Source organism: Streptomyces sp. NPDC046900, from assembly GCF_040644975.1.
In the GTDB taxonomy this organism is placed as follows: Bacteria; Actinomycetota; Actinomycetes; order Streptomycetales; family Streptomycetaceae; genus Streptomyces.
Genome location: NZ_JBEYXD010000005.1, coordinates 113,958 through 136,299, shown reverse-complemented (window position 1 = coordinate 136,299; position 22,342 = coordinate 113,958). Strand labels below are relative to the sequence as shown.

Below are 22,342 nucleotides of genomic sequence, written 5' to 3'. Positions count from 1 at the left end.
CAGCCGCACTACTGCGTGGGGCGCCCGGGGCGCTCCCGGGCGCCCCACGCAGCTCTCCACGACCCCCACGGGTCGGTGAGCCGGGCCGGCCGGCGCGCCACGGAGCGTGCGGCACCGCCAACGGGGAGGGAAACCGTTCCATGGCCGCGCGCCCCCGCCGACGCATCGCCACCGCCGCATTCGCCACCGTCGCCGTACTCACCGCCGTGGGCGCGAGCGCGGCCTGCGACGCCGTCGGCAAGGCGATCGACTGCGTACAGACCGCCGACGCCATCGCCGACAGCGTCACCGATCTCCAGCAGGCCGTCGAGAACGCCGCGAACGACCCCGCACAGACCGACACGTCCCTCGACTCCATCGAGAAGAACCTCGACCAGATCGGCGACAAAACGGACAACGTCGACGTCAACAAAGCGGTCGACGACCTCCGCAAGGCCGTCACCGACGTCCGCCAGGCCGTCCAGAACGGCAACAAGACCCCCGACGTCGGACCGGTGACCGATGCGGCGGGAGAGCTGACCAAGGTCTGTACGTCGTAGCGCCCCGCACCCCCCCGGGGGCAGGGGCGGGCGCGGCCCGCGTCGCACGGATACTGGGGGGCATGACCCGCCTGATCCTCGCCACGCGCAACGCCGGAAAGATCACCGAACTCAGGGCGATCCTCGCCGACGCGGGCCTCCCGCACGACCTGGTCGGCGCGGACGCCTACCCCGACATCCCCGACGTCAAGGAAACAGGCGTCACCTTCGCCGAGAACGCCCTGCTCAAGGCCCACGCCCTGGCCCAGGCCACGGGTCTGCCCGCGGTGGCGGACGACTCGGGCCTGTGCGTGGACGTCCTGCACGGCGCCCCCGGCATCTTCTCCGCCCGCTGGGCCGGCCGGCACGGCGACGACAAGGCGAACCTGGACCTGCTCCTGGCCCAGCTCGCCGACATCGACGACGCCCACCGCGCCGCCCACTTCGCCTGCGCGGCAGCCCTGGCCCTGCCGGACGGCACGGAACGCGTGGTCGAGGGCCAGCTGAAGGGCACCCTCCGCCACACCCCGTCGGGCAGCAACGGCTTCGGCTACGACCCGATCCTCCAGCCGGAGGGCGAGACCCGCACCTGCGCCGAACTGACCCCGGAGGAGAAGAACGCGATCAGCCACCGGGGGAAGGCGTTTCGGGCGCTGGTACCGGTGGTGCGGGAGTTGCTGGGCTGAGGCCCGGCCATGAGCAAGGCCCGGTCCGTATGGACCGGGCCTCTTCACGTCTGTGCGGTCGGTGGGACTCGAACCCACACGGGATTTCTCCCACGGGCACCTAAAACCCGCGCGTATCGCCTATTTCGCCACGACCGCCTCAAAACGGACATTTCATTGCGCTGTGCCGCTTTGTGTCGCTCAGTGTACGGGGGAGTCCCTCTGCCTCGCCGAGCGCCCGCCCTTCTGCCTGCACCATGTTGCCGTCAGTGCATGGCAGTTCGGGCACAGGTACCGCAGGTTCTCGATGCGGTTGTCCAGCCAGTCGCCGTTGATGTGATCGATCTGAAGTGTGATCGGCTGCCCCAGCCACTGCCCCTGGTTTCCGCAGGACGCGCAGCGGTAGGCAGTGCCCTCTTCCTGGAGCGCTGCGTGCAGGCGCGTCCGGTTGGGGCGCGCCGAACCGCCAGGGAGGACCACCAGCACCCGTTCCGCCGTGGCTGTGCGTGGAGCCACCGGTTCGGCACCCCAGGTGCGCCGTGTGAAGTGGCTGGTGTCCAGGCGGAGTCGGGCGACCGCCCGGCGTACGCGCCGGTGGTTCGTGTCGTTCACCTCGAGTCCCAGGGCACGCATGACGTCGGCGTAGCTCATGGCCTTGGGCACGGCCGCGCGTAGTGCGTCCTCGGGGACCGCGGTGCGGGCGTTGCGAAAGTGGGATGTGTCGATGCGCTGGTCTCGGAACATCCGTCCCAAGGCGGCGCGCGACCGGCTGTCGTCGGGCACTCCCAGGATCCGGGCTGCTTCCCGCACACTTCCGGCGGACCTGGCTGCGGTCCGCAGTTGGTCGTGGGTGAAGGGAAGATCCAGGTACGGCCGGTCGATGCCCGGGAAGTGGCTGATGTCGATTCCGGCTGCCGCGATGCGACGCCGGATGTGCGCGAGGGTGCCGGTCGCGGGCGTGGCGCCGAGCTTCAGCGCGACCTCGCGCAGCGTCGTGGACGATGCCGCCGCGGCGGCGATCGCGGCGTCCGGATATCTGCGCCATGGGCTTCGATGCGTGAAGTGGCCGGTGTCGATTCCGTGGGCGGCGACTCGTTGCTGCAGAACGCGGCGCTGCCCGCCGCTGGGCTTGAGGCCCAGTCGGCGCATGAGGTCGTTCCACGTGCAGGACTGTGCGACGGCCGATGCCAGCGCGATTCGGTCGTACGGGCCCGTGGCCATGGCGCCCCCTCCGCTCTAGGCCGCGTGTTCGCAGCCCGTACGGATCAACGAACCGGATATCGGACAGTCACGCCCGGGAACGAGAACGGCCCGCGCCGGGGTGTACCGGTGCGGGCCGCAGGGGTGGAGGGATGTGTCGTCAGATGCCCAGGTCCTTGATGATCTTCGCCACGTGCCCCGTCGCCCGCACGTTGTACAGGGCGCGCTCGACCTTGCCCTCCTCGTCCACGATCACCGTGGAGCGGATGACGCCGACGACCGTCCTGCCGTACATCGTCTTCTCGCCGAAGGCGCCGTACGCGTCCAGGACCTGCTTGTCGGGGTCGGCGAGGAGGGTGACCTCCAGGGACTCCTTCTCACGGAACTTCGCGAGCTTCTCCGGCTTGTCGGGCGAGATGCCGATGACGTCGTAGCCCGCGCCCGCCAGCAGTTGGAGGTTGTCGGTGAAGTCGCACGCCTGCTTGGTGCAGCCCGGGGTGAGCGCGGCCGGGTAGAAGTACACGATGACCTTGCGGCCCTTGTGGTCGGCCAGGGAGACCTCGTTGCCGTCGGCGTCCGGCAGGGTGAAGGCGGGGGCGGTGTCGCCGGGCTTGAGTCGCTCGCTCATCGGTACCTCACGTGGCAAGGGGCGGGTTACCCCGACGAGCCTAATCTCCTTCCGGTGCCTCCAGTGGGGGTGCCGGGGAGTGCGTCGGGGACGAAGCTGACAGACTGTCGACCACAGATGCAGGAATTGCGCGGAACACGTCGCAAACGACCACGGAGGAAGCGCGGTGGCGGACACGTCGAGCACGCCGGACACCAGGACTCCGGCGCAGATCGAGGCGGACATCGAGCGCCGTCGCGAAACCCTCGCCGAGACGCTCGACGAGATCGGCGTCCGGGTGCACCCCAAGACGATCGTCGGGGACGCGAAGGCCAAGGTCGTCTCCAACATCGACCACACGTTCGGGCGCGCCTACGTCGGCGTCAACCGGGTCGTCAGCGAGGTGAAGGGGCAGTTCGTCACGAAGGACGGTGCGCCGCGTCTGGAGCGTGTCGTGCCCGTGGCGCTGGTGGTCGTGGGGGTCGTCGGGCTGCTCGCCTACGGCTCCCGGCGGCGCAAGGGCTGACCCGGACGCGCACGGAGCCGTCGAAGACGGGTAGGTTCGGGGGCGTGAGCGAGAAGACCCACCACGACAAGTTGCCCATCCGGATGCTGCACGACCGTGTGCTGGTGCGGCAGGACGCCGCCGAGGGTGAGCGCAGGTCCGGCGGCGGCATCCTGATCCCCGCGACGGCGGCCGTCGGCCGGCGCCTCGCCTGGGCCGAGGTCGTCGCGGTCGGGCAGAACGTAAGGACCGTGGAGCCGGGTGACCGGGTCCTGTACGACCCGGAGGACCGGGCCGAGGTCGAGGTCCGTGGGACCGCGTACGTCCTGATGCGCGAACGCGATCTGCACGCCGTGGCCGCGGACCGCTTCGAGGGGTCGGAGGACTCCACGGGCCTGTACCTGTAGTTCACGTCGCAAAGGGGCTGGTGGCGGCTGCCACCAGCCCCTTTTTACGTTTCTTTGCTACGGTGGGCCGACCCGTGAGGGACCCGACGAGACGCGCCGTACCGGGACCGCAAAGACGACGCACCCCCTGTTGATCACGAGAACACGGAGGTGCCGTCATGGCCTGGGTTCTGCTTGTCGTCGCCGGCCTGCTGGAGGTCGGCTGGTCGGTCGGGATGAAGTACACCGACGGTTTCACCCGCCTGTGGCCGAGTCTGGCCACCGGCGCCGGCATCGTCGCGAGCATGCTGCTGCTGTCGTACGCCGCGAGATCGCTGCCGATCGGTACGGCGTACGGCGTCTGGGTGGGCATCGGCGCGGCGGGTGCGGCGGTGCTGGGCATGGCGGTCCTCGGCGAGCCCGCGACGGCCGCGCGGATCTTCTTCGTGGCGCTGCTGCTGGTGGCCGTGGTGGGGCTCAAGGCGACCTCGCCGCACTGATCCGCACGAGCCGCACGAGCCGCACGATTCTGACGATCCGGATCTACGGCCGTCCCGGCGGGGCATCCCGCCCGTTCAGGCCCCTGCCGGTTCACGCTCCCGCTCCACCCGTCGCGCCGAGTGGGCCGGCCGTGTCGCCGGTCCCGGTGATTCCGCCGTCGCCGGGGCCGCGGTTTGGTTCCGTATCGCCTCCGGTGCCGGTGGTGCCGCGCCGGCCGGGAGGGCCGCCTGTTCCCGCGGTGCCGCCGGTGTGCGGGGTGGCCCCGTCGCCGGTGGTGCCGCCGGTGCCCGCGGTGCCGCCGCCGGTCGTGCCCGGTGTGCTGCCCGCTCCGGTGGTGGCGCCGTCGCTCCGACCGGGGGTCCGGTTCTGGTTGTGCCCCGGGGTGTTCGTCGGGCCGCCGTTGTTCCGGGGGCCGGCGCCGCCGGGCCGGTCGTCCCAGTTGTAGCCGCCGTTGAAGTCGCCGTTGTAGTCGCCGGGGGGCTCGTCGTAGGGCTGCGCACCCTCCTGCAACTGCAGGTTGAAGTTTTGGATCTGATTGCCCTGGAGGGCCGCCTCCGTGAACTGGGCCCAGATCTCCGCCGGTGCGCCGCCGCCGTTGACGCGGTCCAGGCCCGTCGCTCCGTAGAGCGACTCGTGCCGGCCGGTGTCCGGGTCCTGGCCCATCACGGCGACCACCGTCGCCAGGTCCGGGGTGTAGCCGGCGAACCAGGCGGCCCGGTCGTCCTCCGAGGTGCCCGTCTTGCCCGCGGCGGGCCGGCCGGCGGCCTGGGCGGCCGTTCCGGTGCCGCTGTCCACCACGCTCTGCAGGATGGACGTGGTGGTGTCCGCCGCCTCGCGGCTCACCACCTGCCTGGGGGTCTCGTCCGGCAGCGTGACGTTCTCCTTGCCGTCCTTGGAGACCTTCTCGATCAGCGTGTAGGTGCCGTGCTTGCCGTGGTTGGCGAGCGTCGCGTACGCCTGGGCCATGTCGAGGACGCTGGCGGTGGCCGAACCGAGCGCGATCGACGGGTACGGGCTCATTTCGGGCGTGTTCTCGGGCAACCCGAGGTCGATCGCGGTCTGCCGGACCTTGGACGGGCCGACGTCGACCGCCATCTGGGCGTACACCGTGTTCACCGACTTGTCGGTGGCCGTGCCGACGGTGATCGGGCCGTACGAGACCTCGTCCTCGTTCTCGGGCGCGTATGTCCCGCCGCTCCAGCCGTCCACCGGGAGCTTGTTCGTGCCGTCGTACACCGTGTAGGGGTTGATGGCGTCGCCGTACTGCGTTTTGGCAGTGTTCTGGACGGCCGAGGTGAACACGAACGGCTTGAACGTGGAGCCGACCTGGTAGTCGCGGCGGGTCGCGTTGTTGACGTACTGCTTGGTGTAGTCGATGCCGCCGTACATCGCGAGGACCTTGCCAGTGGCCGGGTCGATGGCCACGCCGCCCGCGCGGACGTACTGGTCGACCTTGCGGTTCTTCTTGTCGAGCCTGCTCATCAGCTGGTCGTTCACAGCCTGGGTGAAGGCGTCCTGCTTGGACTTCTGCAGGGTGGTGGTGACGCGGTAGCCCCCGGCGGCCAGGGTGCTCTCGTCGATGACCTTGTTGCCGACGAGGTAGTCCCTGATGGCCTCGACGAGGTAGCCGCGCTGGCCGGACAGGCCGGGCGCGGTCACCGGCTCGCGTGGCATGGGGAACGTCACCGCCCGCCGTTGCGTCTCCGTCAGCCAGCGCATCTTCACCATGCCGTCGAGGACGTACTTCCAGCGGGCCATGGCCGCCGGCCCGTTCTCCGGGTGGGCGATGATGTCGTACTGGCTGGGTGCGTTCAGCAGGGCGGCGAGGTAGGCGCTCTGACCGACCGTGAGTTTTTTGGCGTCCACGCCGTAGTAGGCCTGTGCGGCGGCCTGGATGCCGTACGCGTTGCGGCCGAAGTAGCTGGTGTTGAGGTAGCCCTCGAGGATGTGGTCCTTGCTCTTCTCGCGGTCGAGCTTGATCGCGATGAAGAACTCCTTCACCTTTCGGGTGATGGTCTGCTCCTGGGCCAGGTAGTAGTTCTTCACGTACTGCTGGGTGATCGTGGAGCCGGACTGCTTGCCCTTGCCGCTGGCCGTGTTCCAGGCGGCGCGGACCATCGCCTTGGGGTCGACGGCGGACTCGGAGTAGAAGTCGCGGTCCTCGGCGGCGAGCGCCGCGTGCTGGGCGTCCTTGGACATCTGTGCGAGCGTCACGTTCTGGCGGTTGACCGAGCCGTCGCGGGCCAGTTCGGTGCCGTCCGCGTACAGGTACACGTTGCTCTGTTTGGTTGCGGCGGCGTTCGCGGCCGGGATGCTGACGATGGCGTATCCGAGCGCGAACAGGCCGGTCAGGAGCAGGAGTCCGGTCACGAAGGCGCCGAGCACCGTCCGCCAGGTCGGGATCAGCCTGCGCCGGCCCGTGCGGCCTGGACGCCCGGGCCGGCCGGGTGGTGGCCCGGTCAGCCCGGGCAGCTCGTCTTCTTCGGGTGCCAGGGTCTGGCTGCTGTGTTGCGGCTCGTCGCTCATCGTCTGCCGGACTCCCGTTTCGCGTCGTACGTTCCCGTACGCCAAGTGCGTCCCCGATGAAGACTGCCGCACCTCGCGCCCACGTTCCCGTCATGACGGACATGTCGGGCGTGGAAAACGCGTGGTACACCACTTGTCCGCGCGCTAGGCTCCAGCGCTTCGGCCCGCCTGCGTCGAAGGAGGTTTCCCGTGGGGACAGGGCGGTTGTACGCCGCTGTCGCCGCCGGTGGTTTCCGGCGGTATGCGACCTACCGAACCGCGACCGCGGCGGGAGTCTTCACCAACACAGTCTTCGGGTTGATCTTGGCATACACCTACCTTGCCCTGTGGAACGAGCGACCCCACCTGGGTGGATACGACCAGGCGCAGGCTCTTACGTTCGTTTGGGTGAGTCAGGGGCTGCTGATGACGGTGGCCGTGTTCGGCGGCGGCTTCGAGGACGAACTGATCGAACGCATCCGAACCGGTGACATCGCCATCGACCTGTACCGGCCCGCCGACCTCCAGCTGTGGTGGCTGGCCTCGGATGCCGGGCGGGCCCTGTTCCATCTGCTGGGCCGTGGCGTGGTCCCGCTGGTGTTCGGCGCGCTGGTCTTCCCGCTGGCACTGCCGGCCCGGCCGCTGGCCTGGATCGCCTTTGTGATCGCGGTGGCGCTGGGGGTCCTGGTGAGCTTCGCGATCCGCTTCGTCGTGGCGCTGTGCGCTTTCTGGCTGCTCGACGGGGCGGGTGCCGCTCAGCTCGCCGCGCTGGTGGCGGTCTTCTGCTCGGGCCTGCTGCTGCCGCTCAACGTCTTCCCCGGCGCTCTCGGCGAGGTCGTCCGCATGCTGCCCTGGTCCGCCCTGATGCAGGCTCCGGTGGATGTGCTCCTCGGCCGGGCGCGGCCCCTGCCCACGTACGCCTTCCAGGGTGCGTGGGCGGTCGTGCTGCTGGCCCTCGGCCGGCTGGTGCAGTCGGCCGCGACCCGGCGGGTGGTGGTCCAGGGTGGCTGACACGGCTCACGGCGCGGCGCGGGAGCACGGGCGCGTGCGGGCGGGGCTGCGTGCCTATTTCCTGATCAGCGGCATGTGGATCCGCTCCACGATGGCCTATCGCGCCTCCTTCGCCATGACCGCGTTCGGCAACTTCGCCGGGACCGCGTTCGACTTCGTCGCGATCATGCTGATGTTCTCGCGGATCGATGTGCTCGGCGGCTACCGCCTGCCCGAGGTCGCGTTCCTGTACGGCCTGTCCGCCACCGCCTTCGGTCTCGCAGACCTCGCGCTCGGTTCGATGGACCGGTTGGGGCGGCGGGTGCGCGACGGGACGCTGGACACGATCCTGGTCCGCCCGGTGCCCGTGCTCGCGCAGGTCGCCGCGGACCGTTTCGGGCTGCGCCGGATCGGCCGGATCACCCAGGGGGTGCTGGTCCTCGGGTACGCCGTCACCGCCCTGGACGTGTCCTGGACCCCGCTGAAGGTGGCGATGGTCCCACTGTCGCTGCTGAGCGGCGCCGTGATCTTCTGCGCCGTGTTCGTGGCGGGCGCGGCCTTCCAGTTCGTCGCGCAGGACGCCTCCGAGGTGCAGAACTCGTTCACGTACGGCGGTCAGACCATGCTGCAGTACCCGCCCACCGTCTTCGCCAAGGACCTGGTGCGCGGGGTGACGTTCGTGCTGCCGCTGGCCTTCGTGAACTGGCTGCCAGCGCTGTATGTGCTGGGGCGGCCCTATCCGCTCGACCTGCCGGTGTGGGTCGCCTTCGCCCCACCTCTGGTGGCCGCGGGCTGCTGTGCGGCGGCGGGGGCGGCCTGGCGGGCGGGACTGCGTTCGTACCGGAGTACGGGGAGCTGAGGGCCCAGATGGAAGGTGGCTTCGTGGTGGACGGTGGCGGCATGGACGGTGGCCTCGCGGGCGGCGGCCTCATCGAAGTCGACCGGGTCGAGAAGGTGTTCGACGTGCGCCGGAAGACCGGCTTCCTGCGCCGTGAGCGGCGGCAGGTGCGGGCCGTCGACTCGATCTCCTTCACCGTGGCGCGCGGCGAGATGGTCGGGTACATCGGGCCGAACGGCGCCGGGAAGTCCACGACGATCAAGATGCTGACCGGGATCCTGACGCCGAGCGGCGGCCGGCTGCGGGTCGCCGGCATCGACCCCGCCCGGGAGCGGACGCGGCTGGCCCGGCGCATCGGGGTGGTCTTCGGCCAGCGCACCACCCTGTGGTGGGACCTGCCGCTGATCGACTCCTACCGGCTGATGCACCGTATGTACCGCATCCCGGACGGGCGTTACCGGGAGAACCTGGACCGCTGCGTCGAACTTCTCCAGCTGGGCGGCCTGTTGGATGTCCCGGTCCGGCAGCTGTCCCTGGGGCAGCGGATGCGCGGCGACATCGCGGCGGCACTGCTGCACGACCCCGAGGTGCTGTACCTCGACGAGCCGACCATCGGCCTCGACGTCGCCTCCAAGGCCAGGGTGCGCGAATTCCTGCGGGACCTGAACGCCGAGCGCGGCACGACGGTGCTGCTGACCACGCACGACCTGCAGGACATCGAGCAGTTGTGCTCACGCGTGATGGTCATCGACCACGGGCGACTCGTGTACGACGGCGGGCTCGCCGGACTGCACGAGGTCGGCGACAGCGAGCGCACTCTGGTGGTCGACCTGGAGCGGGAGATGCCACCGATCGAGGCACCGCCCGCGCGCGTCGTGCGGGTCGAGGGGCCGCGGCAGTGGCTGGCGTTCCCGGCGTCGGAGTCGGCGGCCCCCCTGGTGGCCCGGGTCGCCGCGGAGTACCCGCTGGTGGACCTGTCGGTGCGGGAGCCGGACATCGAGGCGGTCATCGCGAAGATGTACGCGGGGCTGGGACAGGCCGAGCGGGCGGTGTCGTAGCCCGCCGCCCGGCGACCTCGTAGGCTGATCGCATGACCGACGCCGAGTCTTCCGACGGGACACCTCCCAGGCCCTCCGTCCCGGATCTCCGTGCTTCCGACGCCGACCGCGAACGTGTCGCCGAGGTCCTGCGGGACGCCCTCGCCGAGGGCCGGCTCGACATGGAGGAGTTCGAGGAGCGGCTGGAGACGACGTACAAGGCGCGGACGTACGGGGAGCTGGCGCCGATCACCCGGGACCTGCCCGCGGCGGGCGTCACGGCTCCGCCGGTCTCGCTGGTCAAGGAGCCGATGGGAGACGGGGATTGGGCGGGGCGGGTCGTCGGCGGCGACGGGTCGTCCACCTGGGCCGTCGCCATCATGTCCGGGTTCCAGCGCAAGGGGCGCTGGACGGTGCCGAAGCGGTTCAGCTCCTTCGTCTTCTGGGGCGGCGGTGAGATCGACCTGTGCGAGGCGCACTTCGCGGACCGCGAGGTCGAGATCAACTGCGTTGCGATCATGGGCGGGGTCAGCGTCATCGTGCCGCCGGGTGTCGAGGTGGTCGTACGCGGCATCGGGATCATGGGCGGCTTCGACCACCGCGAGGAGGGCGTGCCGGGCGAGCCGGGCGCGCCCCGCGTGATCGTCACCGGGTTCGCCTTCTGGGGCGGAGTCGGCGTCGAGCGCAAGCTGCCCCGGGCCGAACGGCAGCGGCTGAAGGAGGAGCGGCGCCGGGAGAAGCTGGACCGCAAGGCCGTCCGCAGGGACCTGCACGCGTCCCACCGCGAGGCCCTGGAAGCACATCGCGACCTGTTGCGGGAACGCCGTGACGAGCGCCGCGAGCGGCACGAGGAGCGCCGGGAGGCCCGGCGCGAGCACCGCGACCGGCGGCGGAGCGGAGAGTACTGACCGGGCGCCCCGTCGCGGACGGCACCGGCCGGGTCGGGCTGGGCCCGTACTGAGCCGTGCTCTGCCGGAGGGTGCCGCACCGCTTCGCGGTCGGCCTCCGGCCGCGGCACGCGCGGCGGTCGCGGACCGGCCCCTGTCCCCGTTCTCACAGCTGCGCCGGTACCGCCCCCTTCAGCGAGGAGAGGTCGAAGACCTCCGCCATCCGGCGGAAACCCGCGTCGCTGGGGTGGAGGTGGTCGCCCGAGTCGTAGTCGGCGCGCAGCCTGCGCGGGTCGTAGGGATCCCGCAGCGCCCTGTCGAAGTCGACGACCTCGTCGTACACCGTGCCCGAGCGGATCTGCGCGTTGACGGCCTGCCGCACCTCCTCGCGGTCGTCCCGGTAGGCGGGGTAACCCTGGAACGGCATGAGCGTCGCGCCCACAACCCTGAGTCCGTGCGCGTGCGCCTCCCGGACCAGGGTGCGCAGCCCGGCCGTGATCCGGTCCGGGTCGGCGTGGCCGGGGTCGCGCAGGATGTCGTTGACACCGAGCTCGATGACGACCGCCTTGACGTTCGCACGGCCGAGGACGTCACGCCCGAAGCGGGCGAGGGCACTCGGGTTGTCGGCGACGGAGGCGCCCCCGCTCGATGGGAGCGGCAGGGCGGACCCGCCGGCCAGCACGCGGTTGCCGCTGATGCCCTGGTTGACCACGCTGTAGCGGGGCACCTCGGCGGAGCCGGCGGCCTCGCTCAGCCGGCGGCCGAGGAAGTCGGTCCAGCGGCGGTTGGCGCCCTCGGTGGAGGTGACGCCATCGGTGATCGAGTCGCCGAGCGCGACGACGGTGCCGACCGATTCCTTGCTGAGCAGGTCGAGAGCGGTCAGATAGCGCCAGTACGGCGTCTGTTCCCGGTAGGCGGCGCCGCCGGTGTCCTGGGTGCGGTCGCCCAGGGCGGCGTACGAGATCTGCCGTGCGGTCCGGTGGAAGGTGACCGGGCCCGACGGGGCGGGGGAGTAGGTGGTCACGAGCACGTCCGAGTCGCGCGGCACGGCGATCCGGACGGCGTCGCTGACCACCTGCCGGCCCGGCGGGATGACGACCGAGACGGCCCCGGCGAAGGTGAGCGGGCGCAGGGTGCCCGCGGCCGCCGCCGCGTCGTTGTGAGCCGCGGCGAGGGCGATCGAGGCGTGGGTGACGGTCAGCGACCGCTGACCGTAGAGATTGGACAGCGTGATACGGGCGCTCGTACCCCCGATGCCCACGTGCACGACGTTGCGCACGGAGCGTCCCGCCGTCCCGTACGTCCCGGTGCCCGGCTCGGCACCGGAGGGCGAGGCCGACCATGCGCCGACCCAGACGCCGGTGGAAGCGGGGGCGGCGGTGCCCGGCCGGCCGGGAAGGCCGTCGGTGAGCGTCCCCTGGTCACCGCCGTCGCCGGTCGTGGCGCCGATGAATATGCCGGCCGACACGGCCAGGATGAGCGTGCACAGGGCAGCGATCAGGGCAAAACCGTTTCGCCTGGTCATGCTGCGAGTGTTCTCCTCGGGACGGGAGTCCGGGGCTCCGGTGTCGATCATCACCATGATGCGTCATGGCGCGGGAGGAGGCCGACGGGACCCGTGGCGGATCGTGACGGAACGGACAGGCCTTGCCCCAGTGTCCGGGTTGCCCGGCGTCCGGGGAACCCGGACGAGACCCTGAAAAGCCCCGAGACTTCCCCGTCCGGACAGACGCGGGGAACTCCCGTTCCGTTCCATGAGTCGGTCAGGAAGGGACAATGTGTACGGGGGACACGAACGGGTGGAGTGGATGGAACGCACGGAACCGGAGGAAGTGGTGGCTGAGGTGCCGCCTGCCCGCTCGGATACCGCCACGAGCCGGGCGATGACGGCTTTCAGTCCCGCCGACGAGGAGAAGCGCCGAGGTGTGCGCCGGATGAAGAGCACGGCGACCGGGCTGCTGCTCCTCGTGGCGCTCGTGTACGCCCTGGCCACCTGGGCGCGGGGCGCGGGCGCGGGCCCCTGGGCGGCCTATGTGGCCGCCGCGGCAGAGGCAGGCATGGTCGGTGCGCTGGCCGATTGGTTCGCGGTCACCGCGCTCTTCAGGCACCCGCTCGGCCTGCCCATCCCGCACACGGCGATCATCCCCAACAAGAAGGACCAGCTCGGTATCTCCCTCGGCGAGTTCGTCGGTGAGAACTTCCTCTCCCAGGAGGTCGTGCGACAGCGCCTGCACGCCGTCGGCATCGCCGCCCGGCTGGGCACATGGCTCGCCGATCCGGAACACGCGGACCGGGTGACGGCGGAGCTGGCGACGGCCCTGCGGGGAGCCCTGACGGTGCTGCGCGACTCGGACGTCCAGGCGGTGGTCGGCGAGGCCATAACGCGCCGCGCCGACGCGCAGGAGATCGCTCCGCCGCTCGGCAAGATGCTGGAGAAGGTCGTCGCGGACGGCGGCCACAAACGGGTCGTCGACCTGATCTGCGTCCGCGCCCACGACTGGCTCGTCCTGCACGACGACCAGGTCATGTCCGCGGTCCAGGGCGGCGCCCCCGGCTGGACTCCCCGGTTCGTCGACAAGAAGGTCGGCGAGCGGGTCTACAAGGAACTGCTCCGCTTCGTCACCGAGATGCGCGACTCGCCCACACACCCCGCGCGCGGTGCCCTCGACCGGTTCCTCGCCGACTTCGCCTCCGACCTCCAGTCCGACACCGACACCCGCGCCCGCGTGGAGCGGCTCAAGGGCGATGTACTGGGCCGGGGCGAGGTCCAGGACCTGATCGCCTCCGCCTGGACGGCCGTCCGCTCCATGATCGTGTCCGCCGCCGAGGACGAGCACAGCGAGCTGCGGCAGCGCGTACGGGCCTCGCTGTTGTCGCTGGGCGAGCGCATGGCCACCGAGGAGCGGACCCAGTCCAAGGTCGACAAGTGGGTGGAGAGCGCCGCGGCGCACGTCGTGACGACGTACCGCAGGGAGATCACGTCCTTGATCACGGACACCGTCGCCGGCTGGGACGCCGTGCACACCACGCGGAAGATCGAGGCGCACATCGGCCGCGACCTGCAGTTCATCCGGATCAACGGCACGGTGGTGGGCTCGCTCGCGGGGCTGTTGATCTACACCGTGTCGCGGGCGCTGGGAGCGTAACCGTCGGCCGATCGGGCACTCGGGGTGGGTGCGGCGTCACCCGGCGTCCCCGAGGAGGCAACCATGTCCGTCACCGCGCCCCCACCCGGCACGGTCACCACCGCGATCCCCGCCCGCCTGGATCGTCTGCCCTGGTCACGCTGGCACTGGACGATCGTGATCGGGCTCGGCACGGTATGGATCCTGGACGGCCTCGAGGTCACGGTCGTCGGCAACATCGCCAGTCGTCTCTCCGAGCCCGGCAGCGGGTTGCCGATCTCCTCGAGCGCGGTCACCGGCACGGCGGCCGCGCTCTATGTGGCGGGCGCCTGCGTCGGTGCGCTGTTCTGGGGGCGCCTGACCGACCGCTACGGCCGCAAGAACCTCTTCATGATCACCCTCGCGGTCTACCTCGCGGCCACCGCCCTGACCGCGGTCTCCTTCTCGACCTGGTGGTTCTTCCTCTTCCGCTTTCTGACCGGCTTCGGCATCGGCGGCGAGTACGCGGCCATCAACTCCGCGATCGACGAGCTGATCCCGGCGCACTACCGCGGCCGGGTCGACCTGATCATCAACGGCAGCTTCTGGCTGGGCGCGGTCGGCGGCTCGCTGCTGTCGATCGTCGCGCTGAACACCGACCTTCTGCCCGTGAACGTGGGCTGGCGGCTGACGTTCGCCCTCGGCGCCCTCCTCGCCCTGGTGATCCTGCTCGTGCGCCGGCACGTCCCCGAAAGCCCGCGCTGGCTGCTGATCCACGGCAGGGAGAAGGAAGCGGAACGCGTGGTGACCTCCATCGAGCGGCAGATCGAGGACGAGAAGGGCGAGCCGCTCCCCGCGCCCAAGGGCGAGATCACCATCCACCAGCGCGAGAGCATCGGCTTCGCCGAGATCGCCCGCACCGTCTTCACCGTCTACCGCAAACGCGCCGTGCTCGGCTTCTCCCTCTTCATCGGCCAGGCCTTCCTCTACAACGCCATCACCTTCGGCTTCGGCGCGATCCTCACCAAGTTCTTCCACGTCCCCACCGGCGACACCGGCTACTACTTCGCCGTCATCGCCGTCGGCAACTTCCTCGGCCCGCTGCTGCTCGGCAAACTCTTCGACACCGTCGGCCGCCGGGTGATGATCTCGTCGACGTACCTGCTCTCCGGACTGCTGCTGTTCGGCACGGCCTGGCTGTTCGACCGGGGCTCGCTGAGCGCGGGAACACTGACGGCGTGCTGGTGCGCGGTGCTGTTCTTCGCCTCGGCGGGCGCGTCCAGCGCGTATCTGACGGTCTCCGAGATCTTCCCGATGGAGACGCGGGCCATGTCGATCGCCTTCTTCTACGCGCTCGGCACGGCTGCCGGCGGTATCAGCGGACCGCTGCTGTTCGCGGACCTCACGAGCACCGGCCGGGTCGGCGACACGGTCCTCGCCTTCCAGATCGGCGCGGCCCTGATGTGCGCGGCGGGGCTGGTCGCGGCCCTGCTCGCGGTCCGGGCGGAACGACGGTCGCTGGAGGACATCGCCAGGCCGCTGACGGCGACGACGGCGGGGGCGCAGGCTCGGCCGTAGGTCTTGGGGTTGGGGCGGGGCCGTAGACCCGGCGCCGGAGCGCGGGCGGGGCCGTGGACCCGGCGCCGGGGCTCGGCCGGCGGGCGTGGGCCCGGTGCGGTGAACGGCATGGCCGGGGGCTGTGGGTCGGCGCCGTGGCGACGGGCGTGGTCGGGTGGCTTCGGGTCTGTCGCGCCTGCGAGGCCGTCGCGGCTGAGGGCTGTGGCGGCTCCGGGTGCGTGGCTGCTGCGTTTCCGTGGCGGCGGCGGCATGGCCGGGGGCTGTGGGTCGGCGCCGTGGCGACGGGCGTGGTCGGGTGGCTTCAGGTCTGTCGCGGCTCCGCGGCCGTCGCGGCCGCCGGCGCGGGGCCGTGTGCGAGGTGCCCAGGGCGATCTGAGTACCCGTACTCTGCCGACTCCGCCGCTCCGCGGAAACCCTCGTACGCATGACCGAGAAGCTGCTCTGCCCGATGCGAACGCGTCCCTGGCCCGAGCGCTGGCTGATCCGCCTGCTCGGCGCCGCCCTCGCCGCCGCGGCCTACCTGCTGTGCCTCCCGTGGGACCCGCGCAACCAGCCGGCCACACCCACGGCCACCGAGGACACGACCCCCGTCACGGGCGTCGGCGTCCTCGTCCTCACCGTGACCCTGCTGCTCCTTGCGGCCTACTTCGGCCACTGGGACCATCTGGGCTGGCCGCTTCTCCTGGTCGCAACACCGCCTGCCGCGCTGATGTACGTCTCCTTCCGCACCCACCCCGCACCCGACGCCGCGCTGTGGCCCCTGGCATGGGGCTTCTTCACGCTGCTGATCGCGGCGGGCGTGTTCGTGACGACCGGAGTGGCACGCGCGCTCCGCGGGGAGTGGGCGCGGGAGGACCTGCCGCAGACAAACCCGTTGTGACACGACAGCCCCTCCGCGGCCGTCAGGCCCCTGTCGTGGACCCCGGGCGCACGATCATCAGCACGGTGACGGCGGCCCACAGAAGGTTGAAGACACCGGTGGCCATGGCGAGCCGGACGATGGCCCGCTCACCGACCACGCCGCCCTCGACCGCCTCCAGGATGGCGCCCTGCCGGGGCAGTACCAGGGCACCGAGCACCACTGCCGCGAGCGTGGTCAGCGCGATCGACACGATCAGCCAGGTGTCGCCGAGCACACCCATGTTCTTGGCGGTGGCCAATCCGAACACGGGGACGACGACCCCGACGAGTGCGTAGCCCCGGCAGATGCGGTGCAGAAGGGCGAGGCTGTGCCGGCTTTCCTCGGGCTCGGCGAGCACCTTGCGGGCGACGGGCGGGAACATGCTCGCGGCGACGGTGACGGGCCCGACGGCGACGATCGCGGCGAGGACATGGACGGCGAGAAGGAACTTGGTCACGGGCCGACGCTACGGGCGCGAAGATCACTGATGGAAGTGGCGGAATTGCCAGTACCCGACGGATTCTCGCCACGCGCCCGCGCATGGCCCCCGACCTGCGGGGATCGAGGAGTATCCACCGCCCCGGCGCCTTGGCCATGACCCGGCGCACCCGTACGCTCTCGCCATGCACACCGTGGCCATCCTGGCGCTGGACCAGGTGATCCCCTTCGACCTCTCGGCGCCGATCGAGGTCTTCTCACGCACTCGTCTGCCGGACGGACGGCCCGCCTACCGGGTACGGATCTGCGCGCCGACGGAGGAGGTGGACGCGGGCACGTTCCGGATGCGGGCGCCGTACGGGATCGAGGCGCTGGCGGAGGCGGACACGATCGTCCTGCCGGGCACGGAGGACCCGACACGGCCGCTTCCGGAGGGCGTCAAGGAGGCACTGTGCGCGGCCGCCGCGAACGGCACGCGTATCGCGTCGGTGTGTGCGGGCGCGTTCGTGTTCGCCGCGACCGGACTGCTGGACGGACGGCGGGCGACGACGCACTGGGTGGCGGCGGCCCTGCTGGCCGAACGCCACCCGGAGGTGACGGTCGACCCGGACGTGCTCTACGTCGACGAGGGGCAGTTCCTCACCTCGGCGGGCGCGGCCGCGGCGCTCGACCTGTGCCTGCACATGATCCGCAAGGACCACGGCTCGGCGGTCGCGGCGGACGCGGCCCGTCTGTCGGTCATGCCGCTCGAACGCGAGGGCGGCCAGGCCCAGTTCATCGTCCACGCCCGGCCGCCGGCCCCTGCGGGAACCATCCTGGAGCCGCTGCTGCACTGGCTGGAGGAGAACGCGGACCGCGACCTGACCCTGGACGACATCGCGGCCCGCGCCGGTACGAGCGCCCGCACCCTCAACCGCCGCTTTCGCGAACAGACCGGCACGACCCCATTGCAGTGGCTGCACCGGGCGCGGATCCGGCGTGCCCAGTACCTCCTGGAGACGACGTCGCATCCCGTCGAGCGCATCGCGACCCAGACGGGGTTCGGCTCCCCCACGGCCTTCCGCGACCGCTTCAAGCGGGTCGTCGGGACGAGTCCGTACGCGTATCGGCGGACGTTCCGGGGAGTGAGCGGGCCCGTCTCCGGGGGCGGCGGGGGAGCGGCTGCCGGAGGGATCGGCTGACCGGGGACGCCTAACCGCGCCGGTCGGCCACGGCCCAGGAGGCGAGGGCGACGGCTCCGGCGACCCCGAACACCGCGGGCCACGCGCCCACCTTCTTGGCCAGCGGATGCGACCCGGCGAACGCGGCGACATACGCGGCGGTCAGCGCCCCGGCCGCAGCACCGCCCGCCTGCCGCCGCCACCGCTCGGCCGACGCGGCGCCCGCCACGGCGAGTACGGCCCCGCCGAGCTGCCGTTTCTTGCTCCAGCGGGCGACCCCGTACCCGCCGACGAGACCGGTCGCGGCCACCAGGGCCGTAGGAACCTTCGCCATCGCTTGCTGCCTCCTGTGCCGGTGTGTCCGGGTCGCCGTTGCGGCTGATGACCGAGGCTAACTCCGCGCCCGGCAGGGCCATGGCCTCACCCCCTGCCCGGGCGCGCCCCCGCCGGCCGCGCCATGCCGTTCGGAAGGGCGGAACTGACAAGAGCGGTGTGCCGCCTGTGTCCAGGGCCGCCCTCAACGCGCGACGAGCCCAGGGGTGGGATGAGACGCAGGTCACATGCTCCCGCCCGCCGGGCCGGTCACATCGTGCGGTGGTGCTCCGTCAGGGCTGTGTAACCGTCGATACGGCAAGGAGATCGCCATGGAAGCCCGTCTCAACTTCTTCACCAACCCCGTGGCAGGCAAGTTCACGAGGTACATCAACTCGGCCGGGAAGGTGATCAGCGACTCGACGCTGCCCGCGGCGACGCAGGAACTCGTGAAGATCCGCGCCAGCCAGATCAACGGCTGCGCCTTCTGCACGGACATGCACACCAAGGACGCCGTGGCCGCCGGCGAGGACCACCAGCGCCTCCACCTCGTCGCCGCCTGGCGGGAGGCCACGGTCTTCACGGACGCCGAGCGCGCGGCCCTGGAACTGGTCGAGCAGGGCACCCGCATCGCCGACGCGGCAGGCGGCGTCCCGGACGAGGTCTGGGCGAACGCCGCGAAGCACTACGACGAGGACCAACTCGCCGCGCTGGTCTCCCTCATCGCCCTGATCAACGCATACAACCGCATGAACGTCCTCGTCCAGCAGCCGGCGGGCGCCTACCAGCCGGGACAGTTCGGCTGAGCACGCGCGGCTGACGGGGGGACGGGCCGGAGGCGGAACCCGCCGCACACAGGGGCGGCACCCGCCTCCGGGCTCGGCGTTGATCTCCCCAGGTGCGCTTTCTGCGCGGAGAAGGAGAAGCGGAGATACGCCTTGGGTGAGGAGTCGGCGTCGGGGCGGTTCAGCCGGCCGCGATGGCGGAGTACGCCCAAACATCCGCCGGAATCTCGTGCTTAAGCCGCCAGGTAACGGCCATCGGCTTGCTCCCCTTGTGCTCGACGTACTGAGCGGGGCCGAGCAGCATCCACGGCTGGGCCCCTCCGATGTCGGTGTTCTTGTATCGGCGTACGAAGAGCAGGACATGGCTGCCTTCAGCGACGTGACGCTGGTAGCGGAGCCCAGTGGGGGAGGTGTTCGACGTCTGGTTCTGGGACTCCCAGTGGAAGAGGGTCTCGCTCAGGGCGTAGTCGTGGTAACGCGTCTGCGGGGAGAAGTCCTTCTCATCCTTTTCCAAGGTGATGAGCAGAGCGTCGGTCCTCATGGACTCGCACCATTTCACGCCCTCACGGAAGTCACCTGGCATGAAGCCGCCGATGAACGATTGGCCGAGTGCCGGGAGGATCTCTTCGCGGCTGTATGAGGCGTGCACGGTGAGGGGGACGTCGCTGGAGTCGCCGATCCCCAGGAGAGGGATCGGGACATGTTCGGTGTGGGCGAGGCTGTACTCCAGCACTTGCCTCAGCTCGCTGCGTACGGCGTGCTGATTGCGGAGTGTGGCGAAGCCTTCGTCATAGTCCGCGAAGCCTTTACGGGTGACGCCGCCCAAGGGCCACAGCTGGAAGAACAGCATGCGCGCGTAGGCCTGTTGCTGCTTGTTGAGGGCGCTGTAGGGCGGGGCGTCGTCCTCCAGCAGTCGTGTATACGCGGCAACACGCAGCGGGTCATCGACGTGGAGGAAGGCGGACACCCGCTTGAGGAGGGCTGCTTCGCCTTCTGGAGCCTCACCCTTCAGCAGACCCGCGCGCCGGAGCAGTCCGGTCCAGGAGTTGCCGTTGCCTCGGTAGAGCTCTTTGAGCTCGCGCCCGCTCTCGTATAGGTAGCGACTGAGCTTTGGTTCTGCGTAGTCGGCTACCTCGCGCGCAAGTGCCGTGACATTGACCCCGATCTGCTCCTTGATATTCGCGATGATCGTTCTCTTGGCCTTCTCCTCCAGGATGATCTGGCAACCGGAGGGGAGCTGTGGAAAGTCATGCTCGATGCTGTCCAGCAGGCGTTTACGCGTCAGGTTGGTGAGGGCCCTGAACTGGTTCTCGAAGCGAAACTCCTTGCGGTGCAGGCCGATGAAGTCCAGCACAGTCAGGACGGCCTTGTTTTCGCTGCGGCGAAGGCCGCGGCCGAGTTGCTGAAGGAACACCGTGGCGCTGGAGGTGGGACGTAGCAGCAGAAGTGTGTCCACATCCGGCACGTCGAGGCCTTCGTTAAACAGGTCGACCGAGAAGATGACCTGGAGCGTCCCGGATGCCAGCTCGGCTAGAGCTTGCTTCCGTTCCTCGGTCGGAGTCTCGCCCGACAGGGCCACGGCGTTGAGGCCGGCGGTCCTGAAGTACTCCGCCATGAAGTGCGCGTGTGCGACGGAGACGCAGAAGCCCAGTGCACGCATCGCGCCAGGCTCCGCAACCTTGTCCTCTACCGCCTTGACGACCAGGCGTGCTCGAGCATGGTTACCGGTCAGTACATTGCTCAGAGCGCCGGCGTCGTACGCGCCCCGCTTCCATTCGACGGCACTCAGGTCGGTGGTGTCACTGATCCCGAAGTAGTGGAAAGGGCTCAGGAGGTCGTTTTCCAGGGCCTCCCACAGGCGCATCTCGGCGGCGATTCGACCGTCGAAGAACTCATCCTGGACGTTCCTGCCGTCCATGCGCTCGGGCGTGGCCGTCAGGCCCAGCAGCTCCACGGGTGTGAAGTGCTCGAGGATCTTCCGATACGTGGGTGATGTGCTGTGATGGAACTCATCAATCACGATCACATCGAAGTGGTCAGGAGCGAGCCGCTCCAAGGCACGTGCGCTGAGCGACTGGACGCTCGCGAAGACGTGTGTCCATCGATCGGGGATCTCTCCACTGTGGAAGGACTCGCCGAAGTTACCGTCGACCAAGACATCTTGGTATGTGCGGAGTGACTGTTGCAGGATCTCTCTGCGATGGGCAACGAACAGCAGGCGTAGGTCGCGGCCGTGTTTCTGCCGCAGCTGCTTGTAGTCAAGAGCCGCCATCACAGTCTTGCCCGTGCCGGTCGCAGCCACGAGCAGATTTCGGTTCCGGCCGTGCACTTCGCGTTCGACTTCCAGCCGCTCCAGCATGTCGCGCTGGTGCGGGTAGGGCCGTACCTCAAGGCCAGACAGGGTGATACCGCGATCCGCCGTCGCTTTGGAAGAGACGCCTCCCGCAATTGCCAGTGCTTCCTGGAGTCGCTCGCCATCCGTCGCGGGGTCGTAGGCCTCGAAAGATGGGTCGCTCCAGTACGCCTCGAAGGTCGCCGCGAACTTCCTCAGGACATCGGGTGTTGCTACGGAAGAGAGCCGAACGTTCCACTCCAGGCCGTCCAGTAGTGCGGCTTTGGAAAGGTTGGAACTCCCGACGTACGCCGTGTCGTAACCGCTGTCACGGTGGAACAGCCATGCCTTGGCGTGGAGCCGCGTCGACCGCGTCTCGTAGTTGACCTTCACCTCGGCGCCGAACTCTTGTACAAGCCTGTCCAACGCCCGCCGCTCGGTTGCGCCGATGTACGTGGTCGTGATGACACGTATGCGCAGGCCTCGCTCCCGGGCTGCTCTGAGGGACTGCTCGATGATCCGCAGCCCGTGCCACTTCACAAAGGCACAAAGCAGGTCGACTCGGTCGGCGGTGGCGAGTTCGGCACGCAGTTCGAAGCCGAGGCTCGGATCTTCCGGCGCGTTTGTGAGCAGCGCGGTATCGGATAGGGGAGTGGCGGGGCGGAGCGCGAAGACGCCTGGAGCCTCCTGGCGGGTCAGGGCGAAGAGCTGCCGAGGTCCGTCAGCCACCATGTCAATCCATTCCTGCGCCCCTTCGAGTGTGCTGACGGACGCGAGGATGTGATTGGCCGCGTAGACCCGCTCCTCGGATGGGAGGTTTTGCAGGACACGTTGCACGGTGCTCGAGATGTGCCGGGCTAGGACATGCGGCACCGACTCTGCCCCGACTGACTCGCTGATGGGGTGCCAGCCGACGCTCGCAAGCTCCTTCAGCTGCTGTTCGAGACGAAGGGTGATGAGCTGCTCGTACAACCCAGCAGAGGGAACTGGTGCGTGGCTGTGGCTCTGAGACATCGACGTGTTCCCCCCGGCTGAGCATGTCCTTGGACGATGCGGCCGTTGTACCAGGAGGCACTGACAGGGATGGTGGTGC

Annotated in this window: 21 protein-coding genes, 1 tRNA gene and 1 riboswitch; of the genes, 14 read left to right on the top strand and 8 right to left on the bottom strand. The window is 69.9% G+C overall.

Annotated features, from left to right (window positions below; genetic code table 11):
- The first annotated feature begins 140 nt into the window (after positions 1-140).
- Together ABZ904_RS07475 and rdgB are read left to right on the top strand one after the other, a co-directional pair.
- Complete coding sequence (locus tag ABZ904_RS07475; protein WP_359391598.1) at positions 141-539, top strand: hypothetical protein; 399 nt, start codon at positions 141-143, stop codon at positions 537-539.
- Between the two features lie 62 nt (positions 540-601).
- Entirely contained in the window at positions 602-1,204 is a 603-nt protein-coding gene (gene rdgB, locus ABZ904_RS07470) for an RdgB/HAM1 family non-canonical purine NTP pyrophosphatase (RefSeq protein ID WP_361821733.1), read from the top strand.
- Between the two features lie 53 nt (positions 1,205-1,257).
- Here the strand turns inward: rdgB and ABZ904_RS07465 are convergent.
- From ABZ904_RS07465 to bcp, 3 genes are all read right to left on the bottom strand, one after another.
- Positions 1,258-1,342, bottom strand: a tRNA-Leu gene (locus ABZ904_RS07465).
- A 42-nt stretch (positions 1,343-1,384) separates the two neighbouring features.
- Complete coding sequence (locus ABZ904_RS07460) at positions 1,385-2,404, bottom strand: HNH endonuclease (RefSeq protein WP_361821730.1); 1,020 nt, start codon at positions 2,402-2,404, stop codon at positions 1,385-1,387.
- Positions 2,405-2,543: 139 nt separating this feature from the next.
- A complete protein-coding gene (bcp, locus tag ABZ904_RS07455; RefSeq protein ID WP_359391595.1) occupies positions 2,544-3,011 on the bottom strand; it encodes a thioredoxin-dependent thiol peroxidase in 468 nt (155 codons plus the stop codon).
- Positions 3,012-3,177: 166 nt separating this feature from the next.
- Between bcp and ABZ904_RS07450 the strand changes: the two genes are divergently transcribed.
- The 3 genes from ABZ904_RS07450 to ABZ904_RS07440 all read left to right on the top strand — a co-directional run bounded on the left by ABZ904_RS07450 (position 3,178) and on the right by ABZ904_RS07440 (position 4,381).
- Positions 3,178-3,516 carry a DUF3618 domain-containing protein gene (locus tag ABZ904_RS07450; protein ID WP_359391594.1) on the top strand — a complete coding sequence of 113 codons (339 nt, stop codon included), beginning with the start codon at positions 3,178-3,180 and terminating at the stop codon, positions 3,514-3,516.
- A gap of 44 nt (positions 3,517-3,560) precedes the next feature.
- Positions 3,561-3,902, top strand: coding sequence for a co-chaperone GroES (locus tag ABZ904_RS07445; protein WP_043440554.1), 342 nt, complete (start codon positions 3,561-3,563; stop codon positions 3,900-3,902).
- A 66-nt stretch (positions 3,903-3,968) separates the two neighbouring features.
- Positions 3,969-4,027: riboswitch (guanidine-III (ykkC-III) riboswitch) on the top strand.
- Between the two features lie 33 nt (positions 4,028-4,060).
- Positions 4,061-4,381, top strand: coding sequence for a multidrug efflux SMR transporter (locus tag ABZ904_RS07440; RefSeq protein ID WP_359391593.1), 321 nt, complete (start codon positions 4,061-4,063; stop codon positions 4,379-4,381).
- 91 nt (positions 4,382-4,472) lie between these two features.
- Here ABZ904_RS07440 and ABZ904_RS07435 read toward each other — a convergent pair whose 3' ends face one another.
- A complete protein-coding gene (locus tag ABZ904_RS07435) occupies positions 4,473-6,908 on the bottom strand; it encodes a transglycosylase domain-containing protein (protein ID WP_359391592.1) in 2,436 nt (811 codons plus the stop codon).
- Positions 6,909-7,097: 189 nt separating this feature from the next.
- On the opposite strand from ABZ904_RS07435, the gene ABZ904_RS07430 reads away from it, so the two are divergent.
- Genes ABZ904_RS07430 through ABZ904_RS07415 form a run of 4 tightly spaced genes read left to right on the top strand, consistent with a single transcriptional unit; the run spans position 7,098 to position 10,660 of the window.
- Entirely contained in the window at positions 7,098-7,898 is an 801-nt protein-coding gene (locus ABZ904_RS07430) for an ABC-2 family transporter protein (RefSeq protein WP_361821725.1), read from the top strand.
- Positions 7,891-8,736 (top strand): ABC transporter permease, encoded by an 846-nt coding sequence (locus ABZ904_RS07425; RefSeq protein ID WP_361821722.1) that lies wholly within the window; start codon positions 7,891-7,893, stop codon positions 8,734-8,736. The genes ABZ904_RS07430 and ABZ904_RS07425 overlap by 8 nt, the downstream gene beginning before the upstream one ends.
- A gap of 41 nt (positions 8,737-8,777) precedes the next feature.
- Positions 8,778-9,773 carry an ABC transporter ATP-binding protein gene (locus ABZ904_RS07420; RefSeq protein ID WP_361821866.1) on the top strand — a complete coding sequence of 332 codons (996 nt, stop codon included), beginning with the start codon at positions 8,778-8,780 and terminating at the stop codon, positions 9,771-9,773.
- A gap of 32 nt (positions 9,774-9,805) precedes the next feature.
- Positions 9,806-10,660: a DUF1707 domain-containing protein gene (locus tag ABZ904_RS07415; RefSeq protein WP_361821719.1), complete on the top strand. Its 855-nt coding sequence runs from the start codon at positions 9,806-9,808 to the stop codon at positions 10,658-10,660.
- 145 nt (positions 10,661-10,805) lie between these two features.
- On the opposite strand, the gene ABZ904_RS07410 is transcribed toward ABZ904_RS07415, so the two are convergent.
- Positions 10,806-12,164, bottom strand: coding sequence for an SGNH/GDSL hydrolase family protein (locus ABZ904_RS07410; protein WP_361821717.1), 1,359 nt, complete (start codon positions 12,162-12,164; stop codon positions 10,806-10,808).
- Between the two features lie 253 nt (positions 12,165-12,417).
- Here ABZ904_RS07410 and ABZ904_RS07405 point away from each other — a divergent pair, with 253 nt between their 5' ends.
- The 3 genes from ABZ904_RS07405 (at position 12,418) to ABZ904_RS07395 (ending at position 16,201) form a co-directional block, all read left to right on the top strand.
- Positions 12,418-13,785, top strand: a complete 1,368-nt coding sequence (locus ABZ904_RS07405) for a DUF445 domain-containing protein (protein ID WP_359391587.1) — start codon at positions 12,418-12,420, stop codon at positions 13,783-13,785.
- A gap of 63 nt (positions 13,786-13,848) precedes the next feature.
- A complete protein-coding gene (locus ABZ904_RS07400; RefSeq protein ID WP_359391586.1) occupies positions 13,849-15,321 on the top strand; it encodes an MFS transporter in 1,473 nt (490 codons plus the stop codon).
- A gap of 424 nt (positions 15,322-15,745) precedes the next feature.
- Positions 15,746-16,201 carry a hypothetical protein gene (locus tag ABZ904_RS07395; RefSeq protein WP_359391585.1) on the top strand — a complete coding sequence of 152 codons (456 nt, stop codon included), beginning with the start codon at positions 15,746-15,748 and terminating at the stop codon, positions 16,199-16,201.
- A gap of 22 nt (positions 16,202-16,223) precedes the next feature.
- On the opposite strand, the gene ABZ904_RS07390 is transcribed toward ABZ904_RS07395, so the two are convergent.
- Positions 16,224-16,679: a hypothetical protein gene (locus ABZ904_RS07390; protein ID WP_360991534.1), complete on the bottom strand. Its 456-nt coding sequence runs from the start codon at positions 16,677-16,679 to the stop codon at positions 16,224-16,226.
- A 166-nt stretch (positions 16,680-16,845) separates the two neighbouring features.
- Between ABZ904_RS07390 and ABZ904_RS07385 the strand changes: the two genes are divergently transcribed.
- Entirely contained in the window at positions 16,846-17,841 is a 996-nt protein-coding gene (locus ABZ904_RS07385; protein ID WP_361821712.1) for a helix-turn-helix domain-containing protein, read from the top strand.
- A gap of 10 nt (positions 17,842-17,851) precedes the next feature.
- On the opposite strand, the gene ABZ904_RS07380 is transcribed toward ABZ904_RS07385, so the two are convergent.
- Entirely contained in the window at positions 17,852-18,154 is a 303-nt protein-coding gene (locus ABZ904_RS07380; RefSeq protein ID WP_359391582.1) for a hypothetical protein, read from the bottom strand.
- 310 nt (positions 18,155-18,464) lie between these two features.
- Between ABZ904_RS07380 and ABZ904_RS07375 the strand changes: the two genes are divergently transcribed.
- Positions 18,465-18,938 carry a carboxymuconolactone decarboxylase family protein gene (locus tag ABZ904_RS07375; protein WP_360991540.1) on the top strand — a complete coding sequence of 158 codons (474 nt, stop codon included), beginning with the start codon at positions 18,465-18,467 and terminating at the stop codon, positions 18,936-18,938.
- Between the two features lie 160 nt (positions 18,939-19,098).
- On the opposite strand, the gene ABZ904_RS07370 is transcribed toward ABZ904_RS07375, so the two are convergent.
- Complete coding sequence (locus ABZ904_RS07370) at positions 19,099-22,263, bottom strand: DUF3427 domain-containing protein (protein WP_360991543.1); 3,165 nt, start codon at positions 22,261-22,263, stop codon at positions 19,099-19,101.
- Between the last annotated feature and the right edge of the window lie 79 nt (positions 22,264-22,342).

Excerpts from the sequence above, each read along its gene's own strand:
- ABZ904_RS07475 (WP_359391598.1), top strand. The coding sequence starts at position 141 with ATGGCCGCGCGCCCCCGCCGACGCATCGCCACCGCCGCATTCGCCACC.
- rdgB (WP_361821733.1), top strand. The coding sequence starts at position 602 with ATGACCCGCCTGATCCTCGCCACGCGCAACGCCGGAAAGATCACCGAA.
- ABZ904_RS07460 (WP_361821730.1), bottom strand. The coding sequence starts at position 2,404 with ATGGCCACGGGCCCGTACGACCGAATCGCGCTGGCATCGGCCGTCGCA.
- bcp (WP_359391595.1), bottom strand. The coding sequence starts at position 3,011 with ATGAGCGAGCGACTCAAGCCCGGCGACACCGCCCCCGCCTTCACCCTG.
- ABZ904_RS07440 (WP_359391593.1), top strand. The coding sequence starts at position 4,061 with ATGGCCTGGGTTCTGCTTGTCGTCGCCGGCCTGCTGGAGGTCGGCTGG.
- ABZ904_RS07435 (WP_359391592.1), bottom strand. The coding sequence starts at position 6,908 with ATGAGCGACGAGCCGCAACACAGCAGCCAGACCCTGGCACCCGAAGAA.
- ABZ904_RS07420 (WP_361821866.1), top strand. The coding sequence starts at position 8,778 with ATGGACGGTGGCCTCGCGGGCGGCGGCCTCATCGAAGTCGACCGGGTC.
- ABZ904_RS07415 (WP_361821719.1), top strand. The coding sequence starts at position 9,806 with ATGACCGACGCCGAGTCTTCCGACGGGACACCTCCCAGGCCCTCCGTC.
- ABZ904_RS07410 (WP_361821717.1), bottom strand. The coding sequence starts at position 12,164 with ATGACCAGGCGAAACGGTTTTGCCCTGATCGCTGCCCTGTGCACGCTC.
- ABZ904_RS07400 (WP_359391586.1), top strand. The coding sequence starts at position 13,849 with ATGTCCGTCACCGCGCCCCCACCCGGCACGGTCACCACCGCGATCCCC.
- ABZ904_RS07395 (WP_359391585.1), top strand. The coding sequence starts at position 15,746 with ATGACCGAGAAGCTGCTCTGCCCGATGCGAACGCGTCCCTGGCCCGAG.
- ABZ904_RS07385 (WP_361821712.1), top strand. The coding sequence starts at position 16,846 with ATGCACACCGTGGCCATCCTGGCGCTGGACCAGGTGATCCCCTTCGAC.
- ABZ904_RS07380 (WP_359391582.1), bottom strand. The coding sequence starts at position 18,154 with ATGGCGAAGGTTCCTACGGCCCTGGTGGCCGCGACCGGTCTCGTCGGC.
- ABZ904_RS07375 (WP_360991540.1), top strand. The coding sequence starts at position 18,465 with ATGGAAGCCCGTCTCAACTTCTTCACCAACCCCGTGGCAGGCAAGTTC.
- ABZ904_RS07370 (WP_360991543.1), bottom strand. The coding sequence starts at position 22,263 with ATGTCTCAGAGCCACAGCCACGCACCAGTTCCCTCTGCTGGGTTGTAC.